This is a genomic window from Leucobacter allii (genome assembly GCF_022919155.1).
Lineage (GTDB): Bacteria > Actinomycetota > Actinomycetes > Actinomycetales > Microbacteriaceae > Leucobacter > Leucobacter allii.
The window spans coordinates 2,917,717-2,939,184 of the sequence record NZ_CP095045.1 but is presented as its reverse complement, the minus strand read 5'-3'; the positions used below and the strand labels follow the sequence as shown (position 1 = coordinate 2,939,184).

General features: G+C 72.9%; 21 protein-coding genes and 3 tRNA genes. 14 read left to right on the top strand and 10 right to left on the bottom strand.

The features are described from left to right. Positions 1-61 precede the first annotated feature (61 nt). The 6 genes from MUN78_RS13610 (at position 62) to pheA (ending at position 6,651) form a co-directional block, all read left to right on the top strand. Positions 62-1,801 (top strand): hypothetical protein, encoded by a 1,740-nt coding sequence (locus MUN78_RS13610; protein ID WP_244727115.1) that lies wholly within the window; start codon positions 62-64, stop codon positions 1,799-1,801. Continuing rightward, entirely contained in the window at positions 1,798-2,502 is a 705-nt protein-coding gene (locus MUN78_RS13605) for a hypothetical protein (protein ID WP_244727113.1), read from the top strand. Before MUN78_RS13610 ends, MUN78_RS13605 begins: the two co-directional genes overlap by 4 nt. Beyond that, entirely contained in the window at positions 2,499-3,509 is a 1,011-nt protein-coding gene (locus MUN78_RS13600) for a dipeptidase (RefSeq protein WP_244727111.1), read from the top strand. Before MUN78_RS13605 ends, MUN78_RS13600 begins: the two co-directional genes overlap by 4 nt. Next, positions 3,506-3,940: a RidA family protein gene (locus MUN78_RS13595; protein ID WP_244727109.1), complete on the top strand. Its 435-nt coding sequence runs from the start codon at positions 3,506-3,508 to the stop codon at positions 3,938-3,940. Before MUN78_RS13600 ends, MUN78_RS13595 begins: the two co-directional genes overlap by 4 nt. 70 nt (positions 3,941-4,010) lie before the next feature. Next, positions 4,011-5,663, top strand: a complete 1,653-nt coding sequence (locus tag MUN78_RS13590; RefSeq protein ID WP_244727108.1) for a phosphoglucomutase — start codon at positions 4,011-4,013, stop codon at positions 5,661-5,663. A 28-nt stretch (positions 5,664-5,691) separates the two neighbouring features. Next, positions 5,692-6,651, top strand: a complete 960-nt coding sequence (gene pheA, locus MUN78_RS13585) for a prephenate dehydratase (RefSeq protein ID WP_244727106.1) — start codon at positions 5,692-5,694, stop codon at positions 6,649-6,651. Positions 6,652-6,683: 32 nt separating this feature from the next. Here the strand turns inward: pheA and MUN78_RS13580 are convergent, their stop codons facing one another. Then, positions 6,684-7,682, bottom strand: coding sequence for a diacylglycerol/lipid kinase family protein (locus tag MUN78_RS13580; protein ID WP_244727104.1), 999 nt, complete (start codon positions 7,680-7,682; stop codon positions 6,684-6,686). Positions 7,683-7,723: 41 nt separating this feature from the next. On the opposite strand from MUN78_RS13580, the gene serS reads away from it, so the two are divergent. Further along, positions 7,724-8,995, top strand: coding sequence for a serine--tRNA ligase (serS, locus tag MUN78_RS13575; protein WP_244727102.1), 1,272 nt, complete (start codon positions 7,724-7,726; stop codon positions 8,993-8,995). Positions 8,996-8,999: 4 nt separating this feature from the next. Continuing rightward, positions 9,000-9,878, top strand: a complete 879-nt coding sequence (locus tag MUN78_RS13570) for an HAD family hydrolase (protein ID WP_244727100.1) — start codon at positions 9,000-9,002, stop codon at positions 9,876-9,878. Between the two features lie 134 nt (positions 9,879-10,012). On the opposite strand, the gene MUN78_RS13565 is transcribed toward MUN78_RS13570, so the two are convergent. Beyond that, the gene (locus tag MUN78_RS13565; RefSeq protein ID WP_244727098.1) at positions 10,013-10,942 is read right to left on the bottom strand and encodes a sulfurtransferase; all 930 of its coding nucleotides are present in this window, start codon (positions 10,940-10,942) and stop codon (positions 10,013-10,015) included. Positions 10,943-11,000: 58 nt separating this feature from the next. Here MUN78_RS13565 and MUN78_RS13560 point away from each other — a divergent pair. Beyond that, positions 11,001-11,088 (top strand) — tRNA-Ser (locus MUN78_RS13560). A 297-nt stretch (positions 11,089-11,385) separates the two neighbouring features. Here the strand turns inward: MUN78_RS13560 and MUN78_RS13555 are convergent. Continuing rightward, on the bottom strand, positions 11,386-11,862 hold the full coding sequence (locus tag MUN78_RS13555) for a hypothetical protein (RefSeq protein WP_244727096.1): 477 nt from the start codon (positions 11,860-11,862) through the stop codon (positions 11,386-11,388). A 130-nt stretch (positions 11,863-11,992) separates the two neighbouring features. Here MUN78_RS13555 and MUN78_RS13550 point away from each other — a divergent pair. Next, a tRNA-Thr gene (locus MUN78_RS13550) sits at positions 11,993-12,064 on the top strand. A 28-nt stretch (positions 12,065-12,092) separates the two neighbouring features. Next, a tRNA-Met gene (locus MUN78_RS13545) sits at positions 12,093-12,166 on the top strand. 57 nt (positions 12,167-12,223) lie between these two features. Here MUN78_RS13545 and MUN78_RS13540 read toward each other — a convergent pair. The 5 genes from MUN78_RS13540 to MUN78_RS13520 form a co-directional block, all read right to left on the bottom strand. After that, entirely contained in the window at positions 12,224-13,210 is a 987-nt protein-coding gene (locus MUN78_RS13540; protein ID WP_244727095.1) for an AraC family transcriptional regulator, read from the bottom strand. A gap of 4 nt (positions 13,211-13,214) precedes the next feature. Then, entirely contained in the window at positions 13,215-13,715 is a 501-nt protein-coding gene (locus tag MUN78_RS13535; RefSeq protein WP_244690682.1) for a flavin reductase, read from the bottom strand. Further along, on the bottom strand, positions 13,712-14,032 hold the full coding sequence (locus MUN78_RS13530) for an EthD family reductase (protein WP_244690680.1): 321 nt from the start codon (positions 14,030-14,032) through the stop codon (positions 13,712-13,714). Before MUN78_RS13530 ends, MUN78_RS13535 begins: the two co-directional genes overlap by 4 nt. A 14-nt stretch (positions 14,033-14,046) precedes the next feature. After that, on the bottom strand, positions 14,047-15,276 hold the full coding sequence (locus MUN78_RS13525) for a styrene monooxygenase/indole monooxygenase family protein (protein WP_244727093.1): 1,230 nt from the start codon (positions 15,274-15,276) through the stop codon (positions 14,047-14,049). A gap of 213 nt (positions 15,277-15,489) precedes the next feature. Continuing rightward, positions 15,490-16,185 (bottom strand): IclR family transcriptional regulator, encoded by a 696-nt coding sequence (locus MUN78_RS13520; protein WP_244727091.1) that lies wholly within the window; start codon positions 16,183-16,185, stop codon positions 15,490-15,492. 125 nt (positions 16,186-16,310) lie between these two features. On the opposite strand from MUN78_RS13520, the gene MUN78_RS13515 reads away from it, so the two are divergent. Both MUN78_RS13515 and fdhA read left to right on the top strand, forming a co-directional pair. After that, positions 16,311-17,147, top strand: a complete 837-nt coding sequence (locus tag MUN78_RS13515; RefSeq protein ID WP_244727089.1) for a class I SAM-dependent methyltransferase — start codon at positions 16,311-16,313, stop codon at positions 17,145-17,147. 79 nt (positions 17,148-17,226) lie between these two features. After that, complete coding sequence (gene fdhA, locus MUN78_RS13510; protein ID WP_244727087.1) at positions 17,227-18,453, top strand: formaldehyde dehydrogenase, glutathione-independent; 1,227 nt, start codon at positions 17,227-17,229, stop codon at positions 18,451-18,453. A gap of 122 nt (positions 18,454-18,575) precedes the next feature. Here fdhA and MUN78_RS13505 read toward each other — a convergent pair whose 3' ends face one another. Next, entirely contained in the window at positions 18,576-19,793 is a 1,218-nt protein-coding gene (locus MUN78_RS13505) for a pyridoxal phosphate-dependent aminotransferase (protein WP_244727085.1), read from the bottom strand. A 211-nt stretch (positions 19,794-20,004) separates the two neighbouring features. Here MUN78_RS13505 and MUN78_RS13500 point away from each other — a divergent pair, with 211 nt between their 5' ends. Beyond that, entirely contained in the window at positions 20,005-20,574 is a 570-nt protein-coding gene (locus tag MUN78_RS13500) for a TIGR02611 family protein (protein WP_244727084.1), read from the top strand. 237 nt (positions 20,575-20,811) lie between these two features. Here MUN78_RS13500 and MUN78_RS13495 read toward each other — a convergent pair whose 3' ends face one another. Beyond that, positions 20,812-21,411 carry a DUF4870 domain-containing protein gene (locus MUN78_RS13495; protein WP_244727082.1) on the bottom strand — a complete coding sequence of 200 codons (600 nt, stop codon included), beginning with the start codon at positions 21,409-21,411 and terminating at the stop codon, positions 20,812-20,814. Positions 21,412-21,468: the final 57 nt, after the last annotated feature.

Below are 21,468 nucleotides of genomic sequence, written 5' to 3'. Positions count from 1 at the left end.
GAGACCCGGGCGGCCGGAGCGCCGGCGGCCCGTCACCCACCCAGATCACGAAGGAGTGCTGATGTCCATCACGCCCCCGTCCGTCGACGTTCCTCGTCGGATCCTCGACCCCGACGCGCTGCTGCAGCCGAACCGGCTGCAGTCGCTGCCCGCGAGTCGGATCTCGGCGGGCCGCAGCCTGCTCGAGAAGATGCAGCGGGAGCGGTGGACCTTCGAGCGGGTGGCGCTCGACATCGACGAGCGCGCCGAGGGCGAGGCGCTCTACCGCGTCGACGCGGGCGGCGGCAGGGTGTTCGACTTCGTGGTCTTCAGCTTCGAACCGAGCATGGAGGGCCGCACCGGCCGGATCACGGGTGTGAACTGGGACATGATGGGCGCGCTCATCGAGGGCCCGACGACCCCGGAGGACCGGGCGCAGACGCGCGCGGAGCTGCCGAAGCTCTACGCCGGACGCGCGGTGCCCGGCACGCTCACCTGGGCGCGCTCGAACCGCAGCTTCCGCGCGTTCGACCACGCCGCGGAGGCGCTCGCCGAGGGCCGCCAGCCCGACACCCGCGCGCTCTGGGAGGTCGGCTACCTCATGCGCAACACCGGGCTCGACGGCAACGGCACCTTCCTCACCCGCTCCTTCCTCACCCTCGACGCCGAGCATCCGCTCCGGCTTCCCCTCCACGCGCAGCTGCTCTCGGCGTACATCATGCGCGAGTTCGCCGCCGATCTCGTCGAGACCATGGCGCGCCACCGCAGCGCCGACGCCGTGCCGCTCGACCGGGAGCTGCGCCGCATGATCGGCATCGGCAACGGCTCGGCGCTCGGACTCCTCTTCTTCGTGAACACGCACCCGATGCTCATCGGAACGTGGCTCGAGCAGCGCCAGACGCTGCTGGCCGAGGCCACGCTCCTGCCGCTCGCGGCCGGCGCCGGCGATGCCGAGGCGTACCTGACGCTCCTCGAGCGCGCCGCGGACTTCGCCCGGGTCGATCCCTACGTCTACGCGCGCTTCGAGGACCCCGCCGACGTCGCCCGCGACCTCGACCGCGTGGTCGCGCGGCTGCGCGAGCTGCTCGCCGCGGGCACGACGAGCGGCGCCGAGCTCCTCACCGAGTTCGATGGCGCCATCTGCGACGAGGCGTGGGAGCTCGCGGCCGCGAATCTCCTCGAGCTGCTGCCCTACGAGCGCGTCTCCGCGGCGATCGAGGGCGGGATCCGCGCCGAGCAGTTCGTCTGCGAGCCGACCATGCCGCTCGCCGAGCTGCGCGGCATCCTCGACCGCGACTACCGTTGGGCGCTCGAGACCGACATGGAGCGTCCCGGGGCGCGCGAGTACGTCTGGTACAAGTCGGCCGACGCCGAGGAGCCCCGCCGCGGCCCCGCCTCCGAGGTCGACGGCGGCCGGAACTGGGCGCTCGATCTGCCGGGCGATGTGCAGCGCGTCGACGCGGCGCTGCGCGAGCGGCGCGAGGAGCCGGCGACCACCGTCGGCGAGCTGCTGCGCGAGCATCCCGAATTGCGCGCCGCGATCGAGCGGATCCAGTCCCTCCGCGGCTACCGCTACCACTCGCCGCACATGAACATGCTCGCCGACGACTTCGTCCCGGTCTCCATCGTGCGCTTCATGAACTCCGCGGTGCACGGCCTGCTGCGCACCGTCGACGAGGGCGACGACCGCAACGTCCTCGGCCTCATCTACCTCGGCGCGCCGACGGCCGCCGACCTCAACGAGGGTCTCGAGATCGAGACCCGCTACCCCCAGATGCCCCGCGCCGCCGAGGCCCAGACCATGATCGGAGCCGGACGATGACGACGACGATGCGGGCCTCGGCCCGCGAGATGCGCCACATGGTGGGCCGCTATCTGCACGCCCGCCGCTGCCCCGGGTACGCGGTGAACGCGATCCGCGACGCCATTATGGCGGCCCAGGCCGAGGGCTACGACGCGGTCACCCGGATGGAGGAGATCCGCGAGGCGTACGCCGACGCGCGCACGGGCTTCGCGGTGCGCGCCTCCGAAACCGGGCTCGTCCTCGACGGCGCGGGCACCCCCGCCGCGATCCTCGCCCCGGCCTTCGTCGACGAGCTCGCGCTCGCCGCGGCCGCCGGCCCCGCGACCGTGCGGGTCGAGGGCGTCCCCGGCGTCGCGATGCTCGCCGCGCTCGGTGAGTACGCGGCCGTGCGCGGCGTCGCCTTCCGCCTCCACGCCGACGGCGACGACACGGCCACCGCGACCGCCGAGCGCGTGACGGCGACCCCGGTGGTCCCGGCGGAATCGGCGGCCGGTCCCGCGATGCGGCGCATCCTCCTCGAGGGGTACGAGATGGACGCCGAGCAGTTCTGGCGGCTCTTCCACGAGTCGAACGAGGCGCTCACCCCGGATTCGGAGCTCTCGCGCCGGCATGCGGGGTCCCAGCTGTACGACGAGGACGGCAACCTCCTCGGCGAGGCCGGCGAGGAGACCTACGTCCACCTGCGCAGCGAGAGCGGCGGCTCGGCGGTGCCCGCATGAGCGGCGCGCCGGTGATCGACGGCCTGCAGTGCGGCCGCTACGACCGCGAGCTCATCGAACGGATGCGCGACGGCGGGCTCCGCGCCGTCACCATCACCGCCTCCTTCTGGGAGGACGCGCTCGAGACCATGGACGTGCTCACCGGGTGGAACGACCTCGTCCGCGAGCACCCGGATGTGGCGCTCATCGCGCGCAGCGGCGCCGACATCGACGCGGCCGTCGCGACGGACCGCGTCGCCATCGTGCTCGGCACGCAGAACTCGTCGCTCTTCAACGACCGCATCGGCTTCATCGAGCACTTCTGGGACATGGGCGTGCGCATCGTGCAGCTCACCTACAACATCCAGAACGCGATCGGCTCCTCCTGCTACGAGCCGGTGGACACGGGGCTCTCGCGCTTCGGCCGCGAGGTCGTCGAGGAGATGAACCGCGTCGGCATGATCGTCGACCTCTCGCACGTCGGCGAGCGCACCTCCCTCGAGGCGATCGAGGCATCGGAGCGTCCGGTGGCGATCAACCACGCGAACGCCCGCGCGATCTACGAGCACGCGCGCAACAAGGGCACGGAGGTGCTCGACGCGCTCGTGGCGCACGGCGGCGTCCTCGGGGTGTGCACGTACAACAACATCGCGGGCGACTACGCGGCGACGCTCGACGGCTCCGCCGAGCTCGTCGCCCGGCACGTCGAGCTGCTCGGGATCGACCACGTGGCCTACGGCTCCGATCTCGATCCGAACTCCCCGGCCGACAACATCGCCTGGATGCGCAACGGACGCTGGAGCCGGAAGGTGCAGCACGGGGCCTCCCGCCCCGACATCGCGCCGCCGCCGGAGGCGTGGATCGACAACTTCGACTTCCACAAGTTCGGCGAGGTGCGCGATCGCCTCGTCGAGCGGGGCCTCCTCTCCGCCGCGGAGGCGGAGCAGGTGTTCTTCGGCAACTGGAAGCGCATGTACGACGAGGGATTCGCGCCGGCCGGCGCGACGCAGCAGGAGGAGACGCGATGAGCCGCACGGAGCACGGGATCGAGCCGCAGGAGACGACGCCGGAGGCCGCGTCGCGGCAGGTGCGCCGGGTGCCCGAGCCCGCGGACGGCGCGCTCTCGGCGAGCGTCACCGTCATCGACGGCACCGCCTACACGACGGTGATCCCGGTCGACGGCGACGGCGTGCTCGCCGAGGGCATCGAGGCGCAGTCCGAGCTCGTCATCGACGAGCTCGAGCGCGACCTCGCGGGCGTCGGCGCCACGCTCGCCGACATCGCGCACCTCACGATCTACCTGCGCGACCTCTCCGTGAATCGGGGGCCGTTCAACGAGGTCTACGCCCGCCGCTTCGGCGGCACCGTGCCCGTGCGCTGCGCCGTGGGCGTCGCGGAGCTCGCGCGCCCGACGATGCTCGTCGAGCTCACGGCGATCGCCGCGATCCCCGGCGCGTAGCCGCCCGGGAGCCGTCGCCGGGGGACCCGGATCCCGGGCCTCCCCGGCGACGGCGTGGGAGGATGGGACCATGCATGAGAGAGCCGGTCGCCCCGCCCGGGCGGAAGACCTGATCGACGTGGACGCGCTGCTCGCGGCCTACGCGGAGCGCGTTCCGGACCCCGCGATCCCCGAGCAGCGGGTCGTCTTCGGCACCTCGGGGCACCGGGGATCCTCGCTGGACGCCTCATTCACCGAGTCGCACATCGTCGCGATCAGCGCCGCGATCGCCGAGCACCGGGCCGCGCAGGGCATCAGCGGGCCGCTCTTCATCGGCGCGGACCCCCATCCGCTCTCCGCGCCCGCCGAGCGCACGGCCAGGGAGGTCCTGCTCGCGGCCGGCGTGCACCTCGTCGCCGCGGCGGGCGCCGGCGACGAGGCCTTCGTGCCCACCCCGGCACTCAGCCACGCGATCCTCGGCCACAATCGCGGCCGCGCCGCGGACGACCCCGGGCGCGCCGACGGGATCGTCGTCACCCCGAGCCATAACCCGCCGGGCGACGGCGGCTTCAAGTACAACCCGCCGCACGGCGGCCCCGCGGGCACGGAGACGACGGACCGGATCGCGGCCCGCGCGAACGAGCTCCTCGAGCGGGGGGTCGCGGGCATCCCCCGCGTCGCCGCGTCCGGGGACGACGAGCATCCGCTCGGTCGCTACGACTTCCTCGGCGAGTACGTCGAGTCCCTCGGCGACGTCATCGACGTCGCCGCCATCAGGCGATCCGGGCTGCGCTTCGCCGCCCACCCGCTCGGCGGCGCGAGTGCGGCCTACTGGTCCGCGATCCGGGATCGCTTCGGCCTCGATCTCACCGTGCTCGGCCCCGGCATCGACCCCCGGTGGGGATTCATGCACCTGGACTGGGACGGCCGGATCCGCATGGATCCCTCCTCCGCCTCGGTGATGTCGACCGTCGAGGCCGCGCGCGGGCTCTACCCGATCGTCACGGGCAACGACGCCGATGCGGACCGCCACGGCATCGTCACCGCGGACGCCGGGCTCATGAACCCGAACCACTTCCTCGCCGTGGCGATCGACTACCTCCTCGCGCACCGCCCGGACTGGCCCGAGACCGCCGGGATCGGCAAGACGCTCGTGTCCTCGGCGCTCATCGATCGCGTCGTGGCGGCGCACGGCCGCAGCCTGCTCGAGGTGCCCGTGGGCTTCAAGTGGTTTGTCCCCGGCCTCGCCGACGGCGGCCTCGTCTTCGGCGGGGAGGAGAGCGCCGGCGCCTCCTTCCAGCGCTTCGACGGGACGGCGTGGAGCACCGACAAGGACGGCATCCTGCTCGCTCTCCTCGCCGCCGAGATCCAGGCCGTCACGGGGCAGTCGCCGTCGGAGCGGTACCGGGAGCTCGTCGCCCGATTCGGGGAGCCCGCCTACGCGCGCGTCGACGCGCCGGCCGACCGGGAGCAGAAGGCGCGGCTCGCCGCGCTCGCGCCCGAGGACGTCGCCGACACCGAGCTCGCGGGCGACCCCGTGACGGGGATCCTCACCCGCGCGCCGGGCAACGACGCCGCCATCGGCGGGCTGAAGGTGCAGACCGAGCACGCCTGGTTCGCGGCGCGGCCCTCCGGCACGGAGGACGTGATGAAGATCTACGCCGAGTCCTTCCGCGGCCCCGAGCACCTGGCCGAGGTGCAGGCGGCGGCCCGGGCGCTCGTCGCGCGCGTGCTCGGGGCGTAGCGCCGCGGGCGGCGTGTACGCTTCTGCTATGCCCGCAGCGCCCGCCGTTCCCCGCCGCTACTCCTACCTCGGCCCGGCGGGGACCTTCACGGAGGCGGCCCTCAAGCAGGTGCCCGAGGCCGCCGGGCAGGAATGGAGCCCGGTCGACAACCTCGGCGAGGCGCTGAACGACGTCGTGACCGGTGCGAGCGACGCGGCGATGATCGCGATCGAGAACTCCATCGACGGCGGCGTGACGGTCGCGCAGGACGCGCTCGCGACGGTGCCGGGGCTGCGCATCGTCGGCGAGTACCTCGTCCCCGTGAACTTCGTGCTCGTCGCGCGGCCGGGCACCCGGCTCGAGGACGTGCGGGTCGTCGCGGGGCACCCGGTCGCCTACGGGCAGTGCCGGGCCTGGCTCGACGCGCACACGAGCCGCCATCGGCATCTGGTCGCCACCTCCAACGTCGCCGCGGCGGTCGACCTCTTCGACGAGGCGAAGGGCCTCGACGCCGCCATCGCGCCCCCGGGCATCGAGGAGCACTACGACGTCGAGGTGCTCGCGAGCGGCATCGCCGAGAACCCCGACGCCGTCACCCGCTTCGTGCTCGTGAGCCGCACCGTGCCGGTGGGGGAGCCGAGCGGCGCCGACAAGACCTCGCTCATCGCCGAGCTCCCCGAGGACCGCTCGGGCGCCCTGCTCGAACTGCTCGAGCAGTTCGCGACCCGCGGCGTGAACCTCACCCTCCTGGCATCGCGTCCGATCGGCGACCGCATGGGCCGGTACCGCTTCGTCATCGACGCCGAGGGGCACGTCAAGGACGAGCGCGTCGCCGACGCCCTGCTCGGCGTCAAGCGCTTCAGCCCCCGCGTCGTCTTCCTCGGATCCTACCCGCGGGCGGACCGCGTCGCGGCGACCATCAGGGACGCGCAGGACGACGACGCCTTCCGCGACGCGCGCGACTGGTTGCGGGGCGTGATCGAGGGCACCGCCGACGGCGCGGCGTAGCCGCGCGACGATCCGAGCGGGCGCGGTCCGCGTCAGGCCGCCGACGCCCACTCGGGCAGCACGCGGACGATGAGCGCGCCGGGATCGACGCGGCCGCTCACGGCGAGCGCGCGCCCGAAATCGTCGCCGTCGAGCTGCACCGGTTCCGGCCGACCCACGGCGAGCGCGTAGCGCTCGGCCCTGAGGTAGTTGACGCTGCGGGTGTCGTGCACGAGGTCGATGATGCGCCGCCCGGCCCGGGTCTTGCGGAGCACGCCGTTCTCCCAGCCGATCTTGTTCCAGATGCGCAGCCACGAGAAGGGGCCGAGCGGGCGCAGCGCGACGATGTCGAGACGGCCGTCGTCGAGCTCGGCGTCGGGGATGAGCAGGACGCCGCCAGGCATGAGCCCGCAGTTGCCGATCATCACCGTGTAGACGGACAGCGGCTTCACCGCGGAGCCGTCGACGGAGTAGTGGATCTGCAGCGGGCGGTCCTTGAGGATGGTGCGCACCCCCGCGTCGACGTAGGCGAGCCAGCCGAGCCGCTTCTTCAGCGTGGAGCGCGTCGCCGAGATGGCCCGCGCATCGAGTCCCATGCCCGCGAGCACGAGGAAGGCGTGCTCGGTCTCCTCGCCGTCCTCCCGCACGATCCTGGCGAGGCCGAGGTCGATCGCGCGCCCCCGGCCGTGGAAGGCGGCCCGCGCAGCGACGTCGAGGCGGTTCAGGGGCATCCCGAGGTTCCTGGCCAGCAGGTTGCCCGTGCCCTGCGGCACGATGGCGATGGGCACTCCGGTGCCGCGAAGGGCCTCGGCCACGGCGCGGATCGTGCCGTCGCCTCCGCTCGCGAGCACGACGCTCGCGCCCTCGGCGACGGCCCGCCGGGCGGCCCCCACGCCGGCGTCCGCCGCCTCCGTCTCGTACCACCGCGTCGCCGCCCAGCCGGCCTGGCGCTCCTGCGTCGCCACGGCGCTCCGCAGCGCCGGCAGGTCCGTCTTGAGCGGCTGGTAGACGACCGCGGCGCTCGGCTGCTGGCGCGCGGGGAGCGGGGACATGCGTCCAGCGTACTGGTGCGCCGCACGGGTAAGCTTGAGCCGTGATCGATCCAGTCCTCCTCCGCAACGATCCCGAGACCGTCAAGCGCTCGCAGCGCGCCCGTGGCAACGCGGAGGAGGTCGTCGACGAGGCGCTCGCCGCCGATGCGTCCCGGCGCCGCGCCCTCGCGGAGTACGAGACGCTCCGTGCCGAGCAGAACGCCTTCGGCAAGCGGGTGAAGGCCGCGGCCAAGGAGGAGAAGCCGGCCCTGATCGCGCAGGCCCAGGAGCTCGCCGCCGCCGTGAAGGCGGCGGACGCGCGGGCCAAGGAGGCCGAAGCCGCCTTCGACGCCGTCGCCATGCGGATCGAGAACGTCGTCGTCGACGGCGTGCCCGCCGGCGGCGAGGAGAACTTCGTCACGCTGCGCGAGGTCGGCGAGAAGCCCGCGTTCGACTTCCCGGCGCGCGATCATCTGGAGCTCGGCGAGCTCCTCGGCGCGATCGACATGGAGCGCGGCGCGAAGGTGTCGGGCGCCCGCTTCTACTTCTTGCGCGGCATCGGCGCGCGGCTCGAGCTCGCCCTCATGAACCTCGCGCTGGATCGCGCCCTGCAGCACGGCTTCACCCCGCTCATCACCCCCACGCTCGTGAAGCCCGAGGTGATGCGCGGCACGGGGTTCCTCGGCGAGCACGCCGATGAGGTCTACCACCTCCCGGCCGACGACCTCTTCCTCACGGGGACCAGCGAGGTCGCGCTCGCGGGCTACCACGCCGACGAGATCATCGACCTCGCCGATGGACCGCTGCGCTACGCCGGCTGGTCCACCTGCTACCGGCGCGAGGCCGGCTCGCACGGCAAGGACACCCGAGGGATCCTGCGGGTGCACCAGTTCAACAAGCTCGAGATGTTCGTCTACGCGGATCCCGCCGAGGCCGAGGCGGAGCACGAGCGGCTCGTCTCGTGGCAGGAGGAGATGCTCCAGGCGCTCGGCCTGCACTACCGCGTGATCGACGTCGCCGCGGGCGACCTCGGTTCGAGCGCGGCGCGCAAGTACGACATCGAGGCCTGGGTCCCCACGCAGGACGCGTACCGCGAGCTCACCTCGACGAGCAACTGCACCACGTATCAGTCCCGCAGGCTCGCCACGCGCTTCCGCACGGAGAGCGGCAGGACCGCGCCGGCGGCCACGCTCAACGGCACGCTCGCGACGACGCGCTGGATCGTGGCCATCCTCGAGACCCACCAGCAGGCCGACGGCAGCGTGCGGGTGCCCGAGGCGCTGCGGCCGTACCTCGGCGGCCTCGAGACCCTGACTCCGATCGCCGGGGCCTGAGGCCGTGCCGGCCCGAGCGGGCGCCCGCGTCGCGGGCGACGAACGCCACATCATCGCCCTCGACCTCGACGGGACGGTGCTCGACAACGGGCACCTCGGCGCGGGGGACGACCCCGTTTCCGGGCACATCGATCCCGAGCTCGGCGACGCGATCCGCGAGCTGCACGAGACGGGGCACGAAGTGGTCATCGCCACGGGTCGCTCGGTCGACGCGACGCTGCCCGTGGTCGAGAAGCTCCGGATCCGCCCGGAATGGGTCGTCGCGGCGAACGGCGCGGTGACGCTGCGCCGCGATCCGCTCGCGGCACGGGCCTACCGGCGCGAGTTCGTGGAGGCCTTCGACCCGAGCGACGCGCTGCTGCGCATCCGCACCCGGCTCGCCACGGCCAGGTTCGCCGTCGAGCTCGCGAGCGGGGGCTTCCTCTATACCGAGGAGATCCCGACCGGCACGCTGCCGTCCGAGCAGCGGCGGGTGCCGTTCGAAGAGCTGCTCGGCGTGCAGGCGTCGCGCGTGGTCGTCGTGTCGCCCGACCACCGCCTGGAGGAGTTCCTCGACGCGGTCTCGACGCTCGGGCTCACGCACGTCTCGTACGCCGTGGGCAGCACCTCCTGGCTCGACATCGCGCCCGACGGCGTCACCAAGGCGAGCGCGCTCGAGGTCGTGGCGGAGAAGCTCGGAATCCCCGCCTCCCGGGTGTTCGCGGCGGGCGACGGCCGCAACGATCTCGACATGCTCCGCTGGGCCGGCAGGCTCGGCGACTCCGTCGCGATGGGGCAGGCGGTTCCCGAGGTGCAGCAGGCGGCCTCGCGCGTCACCGGCACGGTCGACGAGGGGGGTCTGCTCGCGGCGCTGCGCGACCGGTTCCCCGCGCTGCGCCCGTAGCGGGCGTCCGCGTTCGCGCGGTGCGACGTCCGCGCGGTTCTACGTTCGCGCGGTGCGACGTCCGCGTCGGGCGAGGTTCCGCGTCGGCCGAGGCTCCGCGCCGGGCGAGGCCCCGCGCCGGGCGAGGTACCGTGTCAGGACCCGGGCGCGTCGCCCGTCGCGAGCGGCAGCTCCGCGCGATGCGCCCACTGCGACCAGGAGCCGGGATAGAGCGCGCCGTCGAAGCCCGCGAGCGCCAGGGCGACGAGCTCGTGGGCCGCGGTGACCCCGGAGCCGCAGGAGGCGCCCACGGCGCGGCCGTCGACGACACCGAGCGCGGCGAAGCGCTCCCGGAGCGCCGCGCCGGGCAGGAAGCATCCGGCGGCGTCGAGATTGCCTCCGGTGGGCGCGCTCAGCGCGCCGGGGATGTGGCCGGCCCTCGGGTCGACGGGCTCCGCGTCGCCGCGGTAGCGCTCGGCGGCGCGGGCGTCGAGCAGCGCGCCGCCGTCCGCGATGAACGCCGCGACGTCGCCGGCGCCCGGTGCGCCGTCGATGCCGAGCACGGGGAGCCCGCCGGATCCGAGCACCACGTCGCCGGGCCGGGGCGTTGCGGCCGGACCGGTCTCGAGCGGCAGTCCGGCGTCCGTCCAAGCGGGGAGCGCGCCGTCGAGCAGGCGCACGCGGTCGAAACCGGCGTCGCGCAGCAGCCACCAGACGCGGGCCGAGGCGAGGTTGCCGCCGCCGTCGTACGCGACGACTCGATCCTGCGCGCGGATGCCCCAGGAGCGCGCGGCGTGCTGGAACGCCGCCGGGTCGGGGAGCGGGTGGCGGCCGTCGCGCGGCGAGGGGCGCGCGGCGAGCTCGGCGTCGAGGTCGACGTACGCGGCGCCGGGGATGCGCCCGGCCGTGAAGTCGGCGCGACCGTCGGGGCGGGGGAGCGTCCATCGCACGTCGAGCACGCGCGTCCGCGGAGCGGCTTCGGGGAGATCGCGCTCGGCCTCGAGCTGCGCGTGCAGGGCGGCCGGGGCGATGAGGATCGCGTCGCGGGGAGCCGGTTCGCGTCGCCCGGCGTCGGAGGAGCTCATGGTGAGGAGCGTAGCGGGTGCGTCTGTCCGCCGGGGGCGCTTTGCTAAGCTCGACGGCGGAGGGTTGTCCGAGCGGCCGAAGGAACTTGTCTTGAAAACAAGCGTGCAGTAACCCTGTACCAGGGGTTCAAATCCCCTACCCTCCGCTCGTCGGGGCCCGTACGCCTCCTTCCCGGGGAACGTGCGGGCCCCGCTCATGCTCCCCTCGAGCCCTCAGCGCTCCGCGCCCGTGCTCCGCGCGAGACCCTACGTTGTCGAGACCCTACGTTGTCGTCGAGACCCTATGTTGTGAGCGGCACATGTCGTAGGGTCTCGCGCAGATCGTAGGGTTTCGCGCAGTTGCACGAGTCTCGCGAGCGGGCACGGTCGGTCGCGGTAGTGGCGCAGGGCGTGCGCAACGATCCGCGCGACCGTGAGCCCGCGCGACAGTGAGCCCACGCACCTCAGGCGAGCGGGTGCCGCACCATTCCGCCCTCGCCCGGGATCTCGTCCTCCTCCGGCTTGGGATCGCGCGCATCCGCGGCGGAGAAGCCGAGCGCCGCCACGAGGAGCGCGAAGGCGAGGATGCCGAAGGGGTTGCACAGCGCGATGGACATCTCAGCGGAGAATCCCGATCCGGCCGCGAGGCTCAGGATCGATACCAGTTCGTCGCCGGCGCGATCCGGAACGGTCAGGCCGAAGCCGATCGCGCAGGCCCACGACAGTGTGAGCGAGACGATGGTGCTGCGGCTCGTGCGCTTGCCGCGATCCCGCGTGATGCGCAGGCGCCGGGCGAGCCAGAGGTGGAGGGCGAGGAAGCCGAGGCCGATCGTCGGCGCGTACCACCAGCTCAGGGTGCCGCCGATCCCGAACGCCCACCGGCCGACGCTCATCCACAGCGCCAGTACCGCCCCCACGATCGCCACGATCCGGCCGTTCACATGTCCTCCTCTGATGCCGCCGAGTCCCCGTGCGGCGCGACGCGCCAGGGGTGCACGACTAGCCAAGCAGATTTCGCATCGCTTCGCGAAAAGTGCTATTCTCTAACGGTTGTCATCGCACGGTGATCGCGCCCCGATAGCTCAGTGGTAGAGCACTTCCATGGTAAGGAAGGGGTCGCCAGTTCAATCCTGGCTCGGGGCTCTGACTCTGCCGGTTCTGCCGGAAGTTTGGCTGAGTAGCTCAGCTGGTTAGAGCGCACGACTCATAATCGTGAGGTCGCGGGATCGAGCCCCGCCTCAGCTACCGGAGTCACGAAGAACCCCCGGCCCGCCGGGGGTTTTCTCGTTCCCGGGCCGGCCCTCAGCCGTGGGCGGTCGCACCGGCGCGACCGGAACCCGCGAGCGTGCACGACGGCGCCTCGCCGAAACGCTCGCGGTACAGCCCGGAGAAGCGGCCGAGGTGGAGGAAGCCGTGCCGTCTGGCGACCGCCGCAACGGTGTCGCACCGCGGATCACCGGCGTTCAGCTCGGCGCGCACGCGTCGCAGGCGCTCCTCCCGCTGCACCCGCATGGGCGTCGTGCCGAGCACCTCGCGGAAGGCGAGCTGGACGCTGCGCCCGCAGACGCCCGCGTAGTCGGCCATCGCCCCGAGCGTGAGCGCCGGGCCTCGGGTATAGACGATCGCCTCGCGCACGCGGTCGACGATCGCGGCATCGGCCGCTGGCGCGCGCGGCTCCGGCTCCCTGCCGAGGGCCGCGAGCACGAAGCCGTCGATGCAGCGCCCCGCGAGGTGCTCGGCGAGACCCTCATCGAGATCGGGGACGCGCTGCACGGTCGCGATCAGCATCCGCACCGAGGCGATCCACGCGGCCCCCGCTCCGGCGTGCACGTCGAGCTCCGGTGCGAAGCGCTCCGCCGAACCCGGCCCGCGCTCGGCGGCCACGCGGGCCTCCACGAGCGCCCGGTCCATCTTCACCGCGAGCATGACGCAGGGCTGCTCCCAGCCGCTGATGGCGGTCGGCACGTCCGGCCCGTACACGGCGGCGCGGGCGCGCGTGGCGTCGACCCGGCGTTCGCCGACGGAGGTGCGCAGCTGCCCCCGCAGGGGGACGTTCATCTGGAAGGAGGTGAGATAGGGCTCGGTGTCGATCCGGATCGACGAGGAGTAGCTCAGCAGCCCGGCGGTGACGGCGCCGAGTCGCGCCGCCACCGCCGTGAAGTGGAACCGCTCGGGGCGCGCGAGGGGCGTCAATTCGTGCGGATAGTACAGCTCCGCGCCGAGGGAGCGCGCCGCGGCCACGGTCGTGGCGCGCGCCGCGAGCCCCGGGATGACGCGGTCGGACGACATGGGCTCAGGCCGCCGCGCCGATCGCGTGGAATGCCCGGCTGTCGTAGACGAGCCCCGGTGTGTTCTCGCGGTGCCTGATCCCCTCCACCCGCACGAGGAAGATCGTGTGGGTGCCCTGCTCGATCCGGCTCGCGATGCGGCCGGCGAGGGCGACCCGCGCCTCGCGCACGGTCGGGATCCCGGCCAGATCCTCCCAGATATCCCAAGCGAAGCGCTCGTCCATGGGCACTCGCGTCTGGCCGGAGAAGTGCCTGGCGAGCTCCTCCTGGTCGCCGGCGAGGACGTTGAGCGCGAGCCGCCCGTTGTCGGAGAAGATGTCGTGCGCGGAGCTCGATCGGTTGATGCAGACGAGGAACGTGGGCGGGGCGTCGGTCACGGAGCACGCCGCGCTGACGGTGATCCCCAGCCGGCCGTGCGGACCGTCCGTGGTGACGACGTGGACCGCCGCCGCGAGGTTCGACATCGCCTGCCGGAACTCGAGCTGCTGCGGGCTGAGCTCGGTCATGATGCTCCTCCTCCGGTGACGGCGTAGTCCAGGACGGTGGCGCCGCCGGTCGCGTAGTTCGGCACGTCGGCGGCGACCGCCAGCCCCTCGGGAGAGGCCATCGCCGCGCGGAAGGCCTCCGCGTCGGCGAACTCCGCCTCGAATACGGCGAAGTAGGGCGCCGGCTCGCCGGCGGGGCCGGTCGAGACCTCGACGCTGTAGCGCCAGTCGAGCAGGCCGGGAAGCGCAGCGGCGAGCGGCAGGTGCGTGCCCTCGTAGTAGGCGACGAAGGCGGCGCGGTCCGTCGGTTCGGGGTACAGGACGGTGAGCTTGTGCACGGTCGTTCCTCTCGTCAGTGCTCGGAGGTCTCGGCGATCGCCGCGGCGACCCGTTCGGGCGTGGCCAGCAGGTCGATCTGGCGGATGGGGGCGTTGAAGTTCTCGGTGAAGCGATCGGCGAGGGCCTGGTTGCGCACCATCTCGCTGAAGAGCTGCGGGATCTGCGGGGCCGGCGGATTCCGGATCATGGTGTTCACCCAGTCGGTCGCCGCCTCCAACCGCTCGGCGCGGCGCCGGGCGACCTTGCGCATGAAACGCTCGTCGAAGACGCGGTCCTCGCGGATCGTGTCCGCCACCACCTTCGCCGAGTAGGCCGCGGAGTTCGCGCCCTGGGCCTGCACGGGGTCGACGGTCATGTGCACGTCGCCGAGGGCGAGGAGGTACTTGCCGTTCGGCAGCAGCGCGTAGTCCTCGCGCAGCACCGGGGTCACCGCCCCCTGGAGGATGTCCTTCTCCCCGGACTGCAGCTCGAACGCAGCGGGATCCACGCGTTCGAAGACGGAGGGGTGGAATTCCTCGAGGATGCGCAGGACGAGCTCCCGGTAGGCGGCGGGGTCGTCCTCGTAGCGCTGGTCCGTGAGGATCTCCTGCGGCCCGCCGGGTGCGCTCTCGAAGAGAAGGGCGTTCACGGCGCCCGAGAAGGACCACATCGGGAGCACCAGCAGCTCGCCGGCGGGCGGCACGACGCTGATCTCCACGCCGCGCGGTTCCCGCGGCGCGACCCCCTTCCAGAAGCCGACGGCGAGCTTGCGCTGCGGCGAGGTGTACGGGGATCGGTCCTCTCGGCGGGGGAAGAGCGCACCGATCTCGCCCTTGCCGGTGGAGACCACGACGAGGTCGTGCTGCTCGGTGAGCCGCTCGATATCGGCGACGGACAGGTTGCGCAGCTCGATCCGGCCGCCCCGCTCCTCGAATTCGCGCATGAGCCGCGGCAGGTAGATCCGGTAGTCGATGATGCGCGCCGGCTCGGCGAACGCGGCCGAGAACCGCCGCTCCTCGCCCCAGCCGTTGTAGTGGTGGTGGTAGGAGTACTCGGCGTCGGTCTCGGGCCAGTCGGCGATGCCGAGCTCGCGCTCGATATCGATCGTGGCGCTCATGTGGGCGACGCTGTTCATGATGCGGCCGTCGGCGACGTCCTCGGCCGATCGGTTCGTATAGATGGTCACGTCGAGATCCTGCTGGCGCAGATGCAGTCCGAGGTGGAGCCCCGCGACGCCTGCTCCGACAATGCCAATGCTCGTCATAGTGTCCTGCTGCCTCCTGATTGCGGCGCCGACACCGGGTCCGCACCGTTGCGATTCAAGCTCCATATGCGAACTCTTGAGTGGATCAAGTTCGATATGTGAGCTTTATGCTACGCGCGACCGTGGTGATGCGACAGGAGTTTCGCAAAGTGGATAGCCGCGCGTGCGCCGGCCGCGCCCGCCGCGCCCGCCGGGACGTCGGGTGCCGGCCCGCTACACCGTCCAGAGATCGTCGGGGTGCTCGATCCGCGCAACGGCGTGCCGCAGCGGCGGCAGCGCCTCACCCAGCCCGACCGCGGCGTTCGGGAATACTACGGAGATGCTCGCCGACTGGCCGTCCTCCAGCCGCACCGGCCGCGCGACGGCATCGAAGCCGGGGAAAGGCGCGCCCTTCGAGTGCACGTACCCCGTCGTCCGGGCCAGCACGGCCTCGTCCGGCTCGTACGGGCGCGGCGCCTCGAGGGCGAGGATCGCGAGCCCAGGGGCTCCGCGGTCGAGCGGCAGGCGCGTGCTGCGCCGGATCGCGACGGCGGCCGTGCTGCCGGACGGCCGGGCCGCGGCGAGGACGACCGCGTGGTCCTTCTGCGGCACCGACAACAGGGCGGTCGCTCCCGAGGCGTTCGCGAGCTCCTCGAGCACGTCGCCGATGCGCGACTCCGCGCCGACGATCCCCGCATCCGCGAGCGCGGCGACGCCGAGCCCCACGGTATAGCGTCCGTCGGCGACCCGTGCGACGAAGCCGTGATCCTCGAAGGTGCGCAGCATGCGGTAGACGATCGAACGGTGCAGGCCGAGCTCGTCGGCGAGCTCCTGGCTCGTGCGGCGGTGCCCGTCGGCGAGCAGCTCGAGCGCGTCGAGCGCGCGATCGAGGGTCTGCGAGCGCGCGCCGCGATTCTTCTCTTCCGCCATGGTGCTCCCATCCTACGGGCGACGGTAGACTCCGAATCGCGGCCGCGTCCGCGGCCGCGTCGTCGGTCGTCGCGCCGACGCGGCGACCCTCCGTCACCGCCCCCGCCGAACCCCGAGGAGCGTCGATGACCCCCGACTACTTCGCCGTGAACCGAGCCAACTGGGACGAACGCGCGGCACTGCACGCGGCGCGCGACGGCAGCGGCTACGGGGTGCAGCGCTACATCGACGACCGCTCGGCGCTCTCGGACGTCGTCCGCTTCGACCTGCCGAGGCTCGGCGACGTCGCGGGGCTCAGGACCGCCCACCTCCAGTGCCATATCGGCACCGACACGCTCTCCCTCGCGCGGCTCGGCGCGCGCGTCACGGGCCTCGACTTCTCGGAGGAGGCCGTCCGCCAGGGGCGCCGCCTCGTCGCGGAGACCGGCGACGCCGTCGACTTCGTGCGCGCCGATGTGCGTGCGGCCGCCGAGGCGCTGCCGCGCGGGGCGTTCGAGCTCGTCTACACCGGCATCGGCGCCCTGTGCTGGCTGCCGCACGTCGACGAGTGGGCGGCGGTCGTCGCGGCGCTGCTCGCCCCGAACGGCGCGCTGTTCATCCGCGAAGGGCACCCGATCCTTTGGGCCATGGACGAGACGCTCGACGACGACCTGCACCTGCGGCACCCCTACTTCGAGCACGCGGCGCCGACGGAGTGGGACGACGAGCAGAGCTACGTGCCGACCGCCGCCGCCCTCCGGGCGACGAAGACTTACGAGTGGAACCACTCGCTCGGGGAGATCGTCACCGCGCTCATCGACGCCGGCCTCCGCATCGAACTGCTCGTCGAGCACGACTGCGTCCCCTGGGAGGCCCTGCCCGGGCAGATGAGCCTGCGGCCCGACGGCGAATGGGAGCTCGCCGAGCGCTCGGGAGTCGCGCCGCTGAGCTACACGATCCGCGCGCGGCGCCCCGGTCCTTGACACGCTCGCCGGCGGCTGAGAGCGTGGGGGTGCGGCCGGTACTCGAGGCCGCACCCACCGTATCGACAAGGAGGTCGTCATGGCAGGAAACCGGGCAGTCGCGTACCAGGGGCCGGGGGTCGTGGAGGTGGTCGACACCGCCTATCCGACGTTCGAGTTGCAGGACGGGCCGGGGGTGAATCCCGCCAACGTCGGGCGGAAGCTGCCGCACGCCGCCATCCTGAAGGTCGTGACGACGAACATCTGCGGCTCGGATCAGCACATGGTGCGCGGCCGGACGACCGCGCCCGCCGGCCTCATCCTCGGCCACGAGATCACCGGCGAGGTCGTGGAGGTCGGCCCCGGCGTCGAGTTCATCAAGTCCGGCGACGTCGTCTCGGTGCCGTTCAACATCTCCTGCGGACGCTGCACGAACTGCAAGAAGCAGCGCACCGAGATCTGCCTGAACGTGAACCCCGATCGCCCCGGCAGCGCCTACGGCTACGTCGATATGGGCGGCTGGGTGGGCGGCCAGGCCGAGTACGTGCTCGTGCCGTACGCCGACTGGAACCTGCTGAAGTTCCCCGATCGCGACCAGGCGCTCGAGAAGATCCTCGATCTCACCATGCTCTCCGACATCTTCCCGACCGGCTTCCACGGGGCGGTGAGCGCGGGCGTGGGCCCGGGGTCATCGGTCTACGTCGCCGGGGCGGGGCCCGTCGGCATCGCCGCCGCCGTCGGTGCGCAGCTGCTCGGCGCGGCCGCGGTCATCGTCGCCGACATGAACGCCGACCGTCTCGCGCAGGCCGCGTCCTTCGGCTGCGAGACGATCGACGTCTCGCAGGAGGACCCGCGCCAGGGCATCGCGCGCATCCTCGGTCGCGAGGAGGTCGACGCCGGGGTGGACGCGGTCGGCTTCGAGGCGCGGGGGCACGGGCACGGCGCGCAGGAGGCGCCGGCCACCGTGCTCAACACGCTCATGGACATCACGGAGGCGGGTGGCGCCCTCGGCATCCCCGGCCTCTACGTGACGGGCGATCCCGGCGGCATCGACGAGGCGGCGAAGGTCGGATCGCTGTCGCTGCGCCTCGGTCTCGGATGGGCGAAGGCGCTCTCGTTCACGACGGGGCAGTGCCCGGTCATGAAATACCACCGGAGGCTCATGGAGGCGATCCTGCACGACAGGGTGCGCATCGCGGACGCGGTCCACGCGACGGCGATCTCGCTCGAGGACGCGCCGAAGGGCTACGCGGAGTTCGACGCCGGGGTGGCGCGCAAGTTCGTCATCGATCCGCATGGCGTCACCGGCAAGGTCGCCCCGCTCTGAGCGGATCCGGATCGGGGGCATGCGGCGGAGCCCGTCCCCGATCCGGTGCGCGGCCACCGATCCGGTGCGCCGTCCCCGATCCGACGCGCCTGCGCCGATTCTGCGGAACGGCGATCCGGTGTTCAGCCTCGGAGCGCGCTGAGCCGATCGATCGCGGCGTCCAGCGTCGCCGCGTCCTTCACGAAGGTGAATCGCACCCAGGGGGCGAGTGCGCGCGCCGTGGCGGATCCCTCGCGGCAGAACGCCGAGAGCGGCACGCAGGCGACCCCCGCTCGGCCGGGCAGGGCGCGGGCGAAGGCGGCGCCGTCCGGGGTATCGGGGGTGAGGAACGGCGTCGCGTCCGCGCAGACGAAGTAGGTGCCGTGCGGCACGACGACGGAGAATCCCGCGGCGCGCAGCCCGGTTACCAGCCGGTCCCGTCTGGCGGCGAGCGAATCCCGCAGCCCGGCGACGTCGGCGTCCCCCTCGGAGAGCGCGCGGGCGATCGCGGGCTGGAAGGGCGCGCCGCCGGAGTAGGTGAGGAACTGCTTCACCGCGAGGACCGCCTCGATGAGCCCCGCCGGCCCCGAGACCCAGCCGACCTTCCAGCCGGTGAGGGAGAAGGTCTTGCCGGCCGAGGAGACCGTGAGCGTCCGCTCCGCCATGCCGGGCAGGCTCGCGATCGGGATGTGGGCGGCGTCGTCGAAGACGAGGTGCTCGTACACCTCGTCGGTGACGACGATGGCGTCGGCGCGCTGCGCGGCGGCGGCGATCCGCGCGAGCTCCTCGGCGCCGAGCACGGCGCCGGTCGGGTTGTGCGGGGAGTTCACGAGGATCGCGCGCGTGCGCGGGCCGACCGCCGCGTCGAGCGCGTCGAGGTCCACTCGGAAGCCGCCGGTCGGGTCGGGGGCGAGCGGCACCGTGACGTGCGTGGCCCCGGCGAGCGCGATCGCGGCGGCATGCGAGTCGTAGAATGGTTCGAGGGTGACCACCTCGTCGCCCGGGCCCGCGAGCGCGAGCACGGCCGCGGTGAGCGCCTCGGTCGCCCCCGCGGTGATGAGGATCTCCGTCGCGGGATCGAGTTCGATGCCGTAATGGCGTCGCTGGTGCGCCGCGACGGCTTCCCGGAGCTCGGCGATCCCGCGCCCGGGCGGATACTGGTTCGCGCCCTCCCGGATCGCCGCGATCGCCGCCTCGCGGATCCACGCGGGACCGTCCTCATCGGGAAAGCCCTGGCCGAGGTTCGCGGCCCCGCTCGCCTGCGCGAGCGCCGTCATCTCGGCGAAGATCGTGGGTCGGGTCGACCCGTCGGGGGAGACGAGCCCGGTCGCCCGGGCCACAGCGCGCCAGCGTTCCTTCACGGGCCCAGTCTAGGGCGGCGGCGCGCGACCCGGGCCCCGCGGGCGATGCGGCGACGGCTGCCGCGCTCCTGTCTCGGGGGCGCGCCCCGGGTGCGCGCCCCGGTGCTCGCCCCCGGCTCGCGCCTTGGCCACCGGGCTCGCCGAGGGATCGGCCCGGTCGGCACTCCGGCCATCCCGGCGTCCTGCCAGCACCGTCGCGTACGCTCGGACCATGGGAGACCCGTACGCCGACGACGCGGAGCGCGCGCATCGCCTGGGCCGCCGCTTCGGCCGGTTCATGGAGCGCGGCCGCGCGGCGATCCGGCGCAGGCCCTGGCTGAACTCGCTCTACAAGATCGTCGTGACGACCCTCGGAATCGTGGTCGCCGTCGTGGGGCTGATCCTCGTGCCACTGCCCGGGCCCGGCTGGCTCATCGTGTTCATCGGCCTCACGATCCTCGGCACCGAGTACCACTGGGCGCGGCGCCTGCTCGGCTGGCTGCGGAAGGTGCTCGCGCGGTTCTGGGAGCGGTGGAACGCCTGGCGGGCGGAGCGCCGCGCGCGGAAGGCCGAGCGCGCCGCTCGGGGGAACCGGGGCGCGGGGCCGAGCGGCGGCGCGCCGGCCAGGCCGGCTGAGCCCGCTCGCCCCGCACCCGCGCCCGTCTCGCACCCGGGCCCGCCGATCCCGAGCCGCCCGGCCTCCCCGTCGGACCCTGCCCGACTCGTCTGTCTCGCCCTGCCCTGCCCGGGTTTCGCACGTCATGAAATGCGGGTTGAAGCCGCTTCAGACGACATCTTCTGACGTGCGAAGACCGGGGGCCGCGGCGATCGGGGCCGGGGATCGGGGGCCGCACGGATCGGGGGCCGCGGGGATCGGGCGCCGCACGGATCGCGGGCCGCGGGGATCGCGGGGCCGGGGAGGTCGGGACCGGGGGCCATGCGGATCGGGAGCCCTGCGGATTGCTGGGCGGCGCCGTGGGTGGGGGAACGCCGACGGCCCCGGCACCCGCGAGGGGTGCCGGGGCCGTCGGGGATCCCGCTACTTGACGAGGGGGATGTTGAAGATGAACGGCGGACGCTCGCCGTTGCGGTACGACTGCGGCGCCTTGACGGCCGCGATGATGTGGAACACGAACAGCACGGCGAGGCCGATCCACACGATGATGGCGAGCACCCAGCCGATGTAGGGGATGACCATCAGGATGTAGGCGGCGATGACCGCCGCGACGCGCAGCAGCGAGAAGTTCAGGTTGTCGCGGTGGTAGTCGTAGGCCTGACGGTTGCCCTTGTCCTTCTCGATGAGGAAGAAGATGAGGGCAGGGATCCAGGTGAAGAACACCGACAGCCAGTAGTTGAGCGTGACGTTGCTCACCGGATCGCTGACCGGCTGCGCGTACCCCGGCTGGGGCTGCTGGTAGCCGCCCGGGGGCGGCGTCTGGCCCCCGGCGGGCGCCTGGTACTGGGGGGCGGCCGGGGGAGCCTGGTACTGGGGCTGCGCGGGCTGCTGCGGCGCCTGGTACTGCGGGGTCTCCGGAGCCGCGGGGGCCGCGGGCGGGACCGGAGCCTCGGGCGCGGGGACGTTCGGGGTCTGGTCGGCCGGAGTCTGGCCGTCCTGTCCCTCGGGGGGCAGCGTGGTCATGTCGATCTCCTTCGGAATTGATCTGCCATCGACGTTACCGCAGGAGCGGAGCCCGTG

Excerpts from the sequence above, each read along its gene's own strand:
- MUN78_RS13600 (WP_244727111.1), top strand. The coding sequence starts at position 2,499 with ATGAGCGGCGCGCCGGTGATCGACGGCCTGCAGTGCGGCCGCTACGAC.
- MUN78_RS13590 (WP_244727108.1), top strand. The coding sequence starts at position 4,011 with ATGCATGAGAGAGCCGGTCGCCCCGCCCGGGCGGAAGACCTGATCGAC.
- MUN78_RS13605 (WP_244727113.1), top strand. The coding sequence starts at position 1,798 with ATGACGACGACGATGCGGGCCTCGGCCCGCGAGATGCGCCACATGGTG.
- MUN78_RS13580 (WP_244727104.1), bottom strand. The coding sequence starts at position 7,682 with ATGTCCCCGCTCCCCGCGCGCCAGCAGCCGAGCGCCGCGGTCGTCTAC.
- MUN78_RS13495 (WP_244727082.1), bottom strand. The coding sequence starts at position 21,411 with ATGACCACGCTGCCCCCCGAGGGACAGGACGGCCAGACTCCGGCCGAC.
- MUN78_RS13515 (WP_244727089.1), top strand. The coding sequence starts at position 16,311 with ATGACCCCCGACTACTTCGCCGTGAACCGAGCCAACTGGGACGAACGC.
- MUN78_RS13525 (WP_244727093.1), bottom strand. The coding sequence starts at position 15,276 with ATGACGAGCATTGGCATTGTCGGAGCAGGCGTCGCGGGGCTCCACCTC.
- MUN78_RS13500 (WP_244727084.1), top strand. The coding sequence starts at position 20,005 with ATGGGAGACCCGTACGCCGACGACGCGGAGCGCGCGCATCGCCTGGGC.
- MUN78_RS13535 (WP_244690682.1), bottom strand. The coding sequence starts at position 13,715 with ATGACCGAGCTCAGCCCGCAGCAGCTCGAGTTCCGGCAGGCGATGTCG.
- MUN78_RS13595 (WP_244727109.1), top strand. The coding sequence starts at position 3,506 with ATGAGCCGCACGGAGCACGGGATCGAGCCGCAGGAGACGACGCCGGAG.
- fdhA (WP_244727087.1), top strand. The coding sequence starts at position 17,227 with ATGGCAGGAAACCGGGCAGTCGCGTACCAGGGGCCGGGGGTCGTGGAG.
- MUN78_RS13565 (WP_244727098.1), bottom strand. The coding sequence starts at position 10,942 with ATGAGCTCCTCCGACGCCGGGCGACGCGAACCGGCTCCCCGCGACGCG.
- pheA (WP_244727106.1), top strand. The coding sequence starts at position 5,692 with ATGCCCGCAGCGCCCGCCGTTCCCCGCCGCTACTCCTACCTCGGCCCG.
- MUN78_RS13520 (WP_244727091.1), bottom strand. The coding sequence starts at position 16,185 with ATGGCGGAAGAGAAGAATCGCGGCGCGCGCTCGCAGACCCTCGATCGC.
- MUN78_RS13610 (WP_244727115.1), top strand. The coding sequence starts at position 62 with ATGTCCATCACGCCCCCGTCCGTCGACGTTCCTCGTCGGATCCTCGAC.
- MUN78_RS13540 (WP_244727095.1), bottom strand. The coding sequence starts at position 13,210 with ATGTCGTCCGACCGCGTCATCCCGGGGCTCGCGGCGCGCGCCACGACC.